The organism is Thalassospira sp. UBA1131, from assembly GCF_002311515.1.
In the GTDB taxonomy this organism is placed as follows: Bacteria; Pseudomonadota; Alphaproteobacteria; order Rhodospirillales; family Thalassospiraceae; genus Thalassospira.
On the sequence record NZ_DCAO01000021.1, the window covers coordinates 55,008 to 61,007 of the forward strand.

Annotated in this window: 6 protein-coding genes; 2 read left to right on the plus strand and 4 right to left on the minus strand. The window is 55.0% G+C overall.

Features of this window, described 5'->3' with window-relative positions; all coding sequences use genetic code 11:
* The first annotated feature begins 79 nt into the window (after nucleotides 1-79).
* Complete coding sequence (locus B3Z49_RS03325) at nucleotides 80-967, plus strand: SDR family oxidoreductase (protein WP_296988224.1); 888 nt, start codon at nucleotides 80-82, stop codon at nucleotides 965-967.
* 263 nt (nucleotides 968-1,230) lie between these two features.
* Here the strand turns inward: B3Z49_RS03325 and B3Z49_RS03330 are convergent, their stop codons facing one another.
* The 3 genes from B3Z49_RS03330 to B3Z49_RS03340 form a co-directional block, all read right to left on the minus strand.
* Nucleotides 1,231-1,734, minus strand: coding sequence for an SRPBCC family protein (locus tag B3Z49_RS03330; protein WP_296988225.1), 504 nt, complete (start codon nucleotides 1,732-1,734; stop codon nucleotides 1,231-1,233).
* The gene (locus B3Z49_RS03335; RefSeq protein ID WP_296988227.1) at nucleotides 1,724-2,068 is read right to left on the minus strand and encodes an ArsR/SmtB family transcription factor; all 345 of its coding nucleotides are present in this window, start codon (nucleotides 2,066-2,068) and stop codon (nucleotides 1,724-1,726) included. Before B3Z49_RS03335 ends, B3Z49_RS03330 begins: the two co-directional genes overlap by 11 nt.
* Nucleotides 2,069-2,130: 62 nt before the next feature.
* Nucleotides 2,131-3,150, minus strand: coding sequence for a DMT family transporter (locus B3Z49_RS03340; RefSeq protein WP_296988229.1), 1,020 nt, complete (start codon nucleotides 3,148-3,150; stop codon nucleotides 2,131-2,133).
* A 191-nt stretch (nucleotides 3,151-3,341) separates the two neighbouring features.
* On the opposite strand from B3Z49_RS03340, the gene B3Z49_RS03345 reads away from it, so the two are divergent.
* Entirely contained in the window at nucleotides 3,342-4,706 is a 1,365-nt protein-coding gene (locus tag B3Z49_RS03345; protein WP_296988230.1) for a dicarboxylate/amino acid:cation symporter, read from the plus strand.
* A gap of 97 nt (nucleotides 4,707-4,803) precedes the next feature.
* On the opposite strand, the gene B3Z49_RS03350 is transcribed toward B3Z49_RS03345, so the two are convergent.
* Complete coding sequence (locus B3Z49_RS03350) at nucleotides 4,804-5,685, minus strand: DMT family transporter (protein ID WP_296988232.1); 882 nt, start codon at nucleotides 5,683-5,685, stop codon at nucleotides 4,804-4,806.
* Between the last annotated feature and the right edge of the window lie 315 nt (nucleotides 5,686-6,000).

Genomic DNA, 6,000 nt, shown 5'->3' on the forward strand with positions numbered 1-6,000 from the left:
ATCGCAAGCGATATCGTGCTTGGGACCGGAGCATGATGTGTTCCAGTTTTTCCAGATGTGATGTAAGGACGGAGTGACGATGCGTGTGTTTGTAACAGGTGCGACGGGATTTGTCGGATCAGCTGTGGTGCAGGAACTTATTGATCACGGGCATTCGGTCTTAGGCCTGACGCGTTCTGAAGCGGGGGCCGAAAAGCTTGCCGCACTCGGGGCGAACGCCTTTCACGGTGATCTTGAGGACGTGGGCAAACTTCAAAGCGGGGCGGCCTCCTGTGATGCCGTGATCCATACTGCCTTTGATCATGATTTTTCCCGCTATGTCGAAAATTGCGAAAAGGACCGCCGCGTGATCAAGGCAATGGGATCGGTTCTGGCCGGATCGGATCGTCCGATGATTGTGACATCGGGTATCGCGCTTCTGCGTGCTGATCGGCCTTTGGTTGAAAGCGATACGGTCAGCGGAGATATCCCGCGTAAGGCCTCAGAAGAGGCAGCAGCCGAAATAGCAGCAGATGGCGTGAATGTCTCGGTTATGCGGTTGCCGCCGTCAGTGCACGGGGCGGGCGATCATGGCTTTGTACCGCTTCTGATCAATCTGGCGCGCGAAAAGGGATTTGCCGCCTGTATCGAGGATGGCGAGAACCTGTGGCCTGCGGTGCATCGCTTTGATGCTGCACGTGCCTATCGCCTTGCCATCGAAGACCACGCCAACCAACCAGCCTATCATGCTGTGGCCGAGGAAGGCGTTGCCTTTGCCGATATTGCCCATAACATCAGTGTCGGGCTTGGTGTTCCGTTCAAGTCGCTGACGACTGATCAGGCCAAGGACTATTTCGGCTGGTTCAGCCATTTTGCAGCCATTGATTGCTGCGCCTCAAGTGGGCGGACCCAGCAAACGCTCGGTTGGGTGCCGCGTGAAATCGGCTTGATCGAGGATATGCAGACTGCCGAATATTTTAGCGGTTGATTTTAAAAGGAAAGGCCGGAAAATTCCCGCGTTTCCTTTGATCGCGGACGTAGTCTGAATGGAGTTAAATCGGCACAAAATCCACTCGTCGATGGCAAGCAAGCCAACTCCGGTAACAATCATCTTGATCGGATGCCGGCCCAAAGGCGCCTCTAATGTTTCGCTGGGCGGAGCCGATTTGTGAGCGCTCCGCCCAGTAACAGAAAAAGCAGGACGCGTAGAAAGGTTGCGCTCTCCCGAAGGTAGAAAACGTTTTTACGCGTTTACGTGGTCAGCTTCAAAAGCAACTCATCCAGTCGCTCTAGTGTCGAGGTCAAGCCTTCCTCCATACCCATATCAATCACGGTTTGCAGGTCTTTGGGCGAGTTATAGGTAACCACTGTCTCAGTGAGTGTATGCGCCCCCTGCTCGGTAAAGGTCATTTCGATGTGAGAGCGCGGCAGGTCGGGATTCACAACACCTGTCTCGTCGGTAAAGCTGTCGTAGCCGGTATAACCGTCAATCGGGGTGATGGTTTCGTAATCTGTGCGGCTCCAATAATGGGTGCCATTCGGATCGATCATGGCAAAATGCCAATGCCCGCCTTCGCGGAAGTCAAAAGACTTGGTTTTAGTGGTCAGTGGTTTGGGCGCGTACCACTGATCAAGAAGTTCGCTCTTGGTGTAGCAATCCCACACCAGTTGCCGGTTGGCGGCAAACTCGCGCCGGACGGTCAGAATGCTTTTTTGCATGTCGGCGATAAAGTTAAAACGCAGATCAGGTTTCATCAGTTTCTCCCTGCAAAGATGTGAGCAGATTGTCGAGATTGTCAAAGCGGCTTGCCCAGCTGGCACGCTGTTCTTCGAACCATTTTTCCGCCGCTGCCAATTTACCGGGATTGAGCGTACAGGTGCGCACGCGGCCCTGCTTTTGAGAAGCAATCAACCCGGCACTTTCCAAAACGCCGATATGTTTCATGAAAGAAGGCAACGCCATGTCATATGGCGCGGCCAGCTCCTTAACCGGTGCCGGGCCCTCTACCAAACGCTGAACGACGGCTCTGCGGGTCGGATCGGCGAGCGCATGGAAGATGGTGTCGAGTGGTTCTTGATACTTATCCATGCGGCTAACTATAGTTTCGTTGAAAAGTTAGGTCAATGGCTAAGTATTGGTCGTGCTGATATTTAGTGTTTCCGGGTAAGTCGCCCGTCAATGACTGCCAACCCAATGCCAATCACGCCCATGCCAATGATGTGCTGGATCATCAACGTTTCCCCGAGGAACCCGACCCCCAGCAAAATCGCACTGACCGGAATCAGGAAGGTGACAAGCAGAAGGTTACTTGCGCCGGCGCGTTTGAGGATGGCGAAGTAAAGGATATAAGCCAGCGCCGTGCTGAGTGTGGCAAAGCCCAGCACGGCAAGGATGGTGCTGGTGGTGGGAACGGGCAGGTGCCAGGGCTGATCAATCAGGATCGAAAGGGGCAGGAGCATCAGGCTCGACGCGCTGGTCATGCCGGCTGCGGTCAGGATCGGCGGGGTGGTGGCAAAACGTCTGCCAAATACGCCGGCGCAGCCATAACTGAAGGCGGCAAGCAAAACGGCACCCGGCGCAAGCAGGCCCATCGTGTTGGCAGATGTCGGAAGGCCGAAAATCACGATCACGCCGCCAAACCCGATCAGGACACCGATGGTTTTGCGCAAGGTGAGCTTTTCGCTGTCTGTTGCGATATGGGCAATCAGCAGGGTGAAAAGCGGGGTGGTGGCATTCAGGATCGCGGCAAGACTGCTGGTGATTTGTGTCTGGCTCCAGACAATCAGGCAAAAGGGTATCAGATTGTTAAGCCCGCCCATCACGGCAACGCCCGCCCAGAATTTCGGATCACACGGGATGGCGATATCGCGCAACAATACCACCCACCACAGAACCATGGTCGCAATCGACACCCGGCATAGCACAAGCGTCAGGGGCGGCAGATCGACAAGCGCGATCTCGGTAAAGAAAAACGATCCACCCCACAGGACTGATAGCGAGATCAGCATCATCCAGCTGATGCGGTCCATTGGTTGGGTGGGCGGTTGTTTGGGCTGTAAGCCACCTGCGGTAGAGAGGTTTCTTGGGCCATCAATGCCGCGATGTTTCGGGCGGGAAGACAGTTCCATATCAAGCGATATCAAACGTGTGGTGTTTTCATGGGGCAGCATCGCGGGCTCCGTCGATCTGTTGGTGACCAACGAAGACTAGGCGGATTGGTTTTTTGCTGCTCGCCACTTTCGGACTTCAATGCAAGATTGGGTCTAACAGGCGATTTTTCGAAATTTCGATCAACTGGACCGGTGTTTGGATAATAAGGTAGGGTGGTTTTGGTTCGGGGTCGGTAAACACGGGATGGAAAATGACAGTTCACAGTGACAACCCGCGTCGTCGATCATTATTACCTTTCGCCTATTCGTTACAGTCACTGGTACGCGGTCGCTTGTGGTTACAGGTGCTGGTTGGCATGGTAATCGGCGTATGTACCGGGCTGATCATGGGGCCGACCACCGGGTTACTATCAAGGGAAACGGCGTCGGTTGTCGGGAACTGGCTTGCGTTTCCCGGGCATCTGTTCCTTGCCCTAATTCAAATGATCGTCATTCCGCTTGTTTTCTCATCTATCATTCGCGGCTTGTGTTCGTCAGATGATATCGACCAGTTGCGCCGGTTGGGCGGACGGGCAATCCTGTTCTTCGTAGCGACAACGGCTGTGGCTGTGACCATCGGTATTGCGTTGGCGCTGCTTATTCGTCCCGGTGATTATGTCGATGCGACCAATCTTGGCCTTGCCAGTGTTGTTGACGCGTCAACTGGGGCACCGGAAGCGGGCGGTGTGCGCATTCTGGATTTACCTGATCGTGTCCTAACCCTCCTGCCGTCCAACCCCTTGTCGTCAATGGTCGAGAGCAACATGCTACAGGTGGTGATCTTTGCCAGCATTTTCGGCGTTGCCCTTGTGGTTATGCAACGTGACAAGGCGCGGCCGGTGCTTGATTTGCTGGCAAGCTTGCAAGAAGTCTGTCTGACGATCGTGAAGTGGGCCATGTGGCTTGCGCCGCTTGCCGTGTTCGGCCTGATGGCGCGATTAACCGCGGAAACGGGGCCGCAAGCATTGTTGGGCGTGCTTGTTTATGTCGGCACTGTGCTTCTCGGTCTTTTGTTGATGCTCGGTGTGTTGCTTGTTGTCGGTCGGGTTTACGCGGGCGTGTCGCCCAAGGTGTTCTTTGGCGCAGCAAAGGATGTCATGTTGCTTGCCTTCTCGACATCAAGTTCTGCTGCCGTGATGCCGTTGTCGATCAAGACGGCAGAAGGCCCCTTGGGGGTGCGAAAACACATCAGTCAGTTTGTCATTCCGCTTGGCGCAACCATCAACATGAACGGCACAGCGCTTTATCAAGGGGTTGCGGCGATCTTCATCGCTCAGGTTTTCGGTGTTGAGATCGGCGCAGCCGGTCTGATCCTTATTGTCCTGACGTCGGTTGGTGCATCGATTGGGTCCCCGGCAACGCCGGGTGTTGGTATCGTGATCCTGTCGACCATTCTCGTGTCCGTTGGTGTTCCGGCATCAGGTATCGCGCTGATCATGGGCGTTGATCGCCTTTTGGATATGAGCCGGACGGTCGTCAATGTTTGCGGAGATTTGGTCGCGTGCATCGTGCTCGACAAGCTTGATCATGCAGAAAATGAGGAGCCGGAGACTACTGAACGAGTGAATGGCACCTGACGTCATTTGATGGTCAAGGGTTTGAAAACACTCGATAGAAAGAAAAACAGAGTGCGCATGGCACTCCGTTTTGTTGGTTTCCAAAAATGTCGCCACGTTATATGAATTTCGGAAGCCGCGCAAAGATCGTGATGTTGCCAAGCAACACCATCGCAAGGCCGGTCGCGCCAATCGGGGTCCAGACATAGCCTTCAAGGAAGGTCGAGACCGTCAGCGCCACGACCGGGAACAGCACGGTGACATAGGCTGCACGTCCGGCACCGACACGGTTAACCAGTGCGAGATAGGCGATAAACGCCACGACCGAGCCCGGAATGGCGAGATACAGCAAGCCACCGATATAGATCGGGTCGGTCGGCATGACCGGCGTCTGGCCGCGGAACATGGCAAAGATGAACAGCAACACCGTGCCATAGATCATGCCACGCGCGACCGCATCGCGGTTGGGTATGCCCATACGATTGAGTTTGACCGACACCATGTTGCCACAGCTAAACACCGCCGTACCGCCAAGCGCAAGCAGCATGCCGGTGATGGCATTGGCGTTGTGCGACAGGGCATAGATCTGATTGGCAAACAGACAGGCGATGCCAGCAAGCCCGAATGCTGCGCCAAACACAAAGCGCAAACCCGGACGGTTGCCGTAAAAGGCCCAGTTGCCCAGCGCGTTGAAAATGGTCGAGGTGGTGAAGATCACCGCGACAATGCCGCTGGCGATATATCCGGTTGCCGAATACATCAGGATAAAGTTGATGCCAAACAGCCCGCAGCCCAAAAGCACGATCCACGGATGTGCTTGCCATGGCACAGGGCGCCATTTGCGCGATAGGAACAGGAAGCCGCACAAAACGACCGCGGCCAGCGCAAAGCGATAAAAGATTGAAATTTCGACCGGGATCGGTCCGATCTGAAGTTTGATCGCATACCAGGTAAATCCCCAGCAGGCGGTGACGATCACGAATAAAAGGGCTGTCATCATCGGGGCTTTCAAAACAGCACGTGCGCGAGGGGCGGTGGCACGAAGGGGAACGGGTGACGCAGAACTGGTAACGCAGGTTGGCAGCGCGCGGGGACCAATCAGGGAATTTGCGGATATATGGGGCATATCCGATAGCCGCCAATAGGCCACAGTCAGCGTCACTTGGCTTTCACGTTCTTGCGGTGTTTTCGGATTTTGTCGAGGGTTCGACGCAAAAAAAAAACGGGGCGGATACTGTGTTGTATCCGCCCCGTTTTTGAATGATTGGTCAGGAAGACCGCGTCATTGCCGTTGATCGGTTGGTGGCCTCGGGGG

Coding starts and splice junctions, on each gene's coding strand:
- B3Z49_RS03330 (WP_296988225.1), bottom strand. CDS start 1,734: ATGAAACCTGATCTGCGTTTTAACTTTATCGCCGACATGCAAAAAAGC.
- B3Z49_RS03340 (WP_296988229.1), bottom strand. CDS start 3,150: ATGCTGCCCCATGAAAACACCACACGTTTGATATCGCTTGATATGGAA.
- B3Z49_RS03350 (WP_296988232.1), bottom strand. CDS start 5,685: ATGATGACAGCCCTTTTATTCGTGATCGTCACCGCCTGCTGGGGATTT.
- B3Z49_RS03335 (WP_296988227.1), bottom strand. CDS start 2,068: ATGGATAAGTATCAAGAACCACTCGACACCATCTTCCATGCGCTCGCC.
- B3Z49_RS03345 (WP_296988230.1), top strand. CDS start 3,342: ATGACAGTTCACAGTGACAACCCGCGTCGTCGATCATTATTACCTTTC.
- B3Z49_RS03325 (WP_296988224.1), top strand. CDS start 80: ATGCGTGTGTTTGTAACAGGTGCGACGGGATTTGTCGGATCAGCTGTG.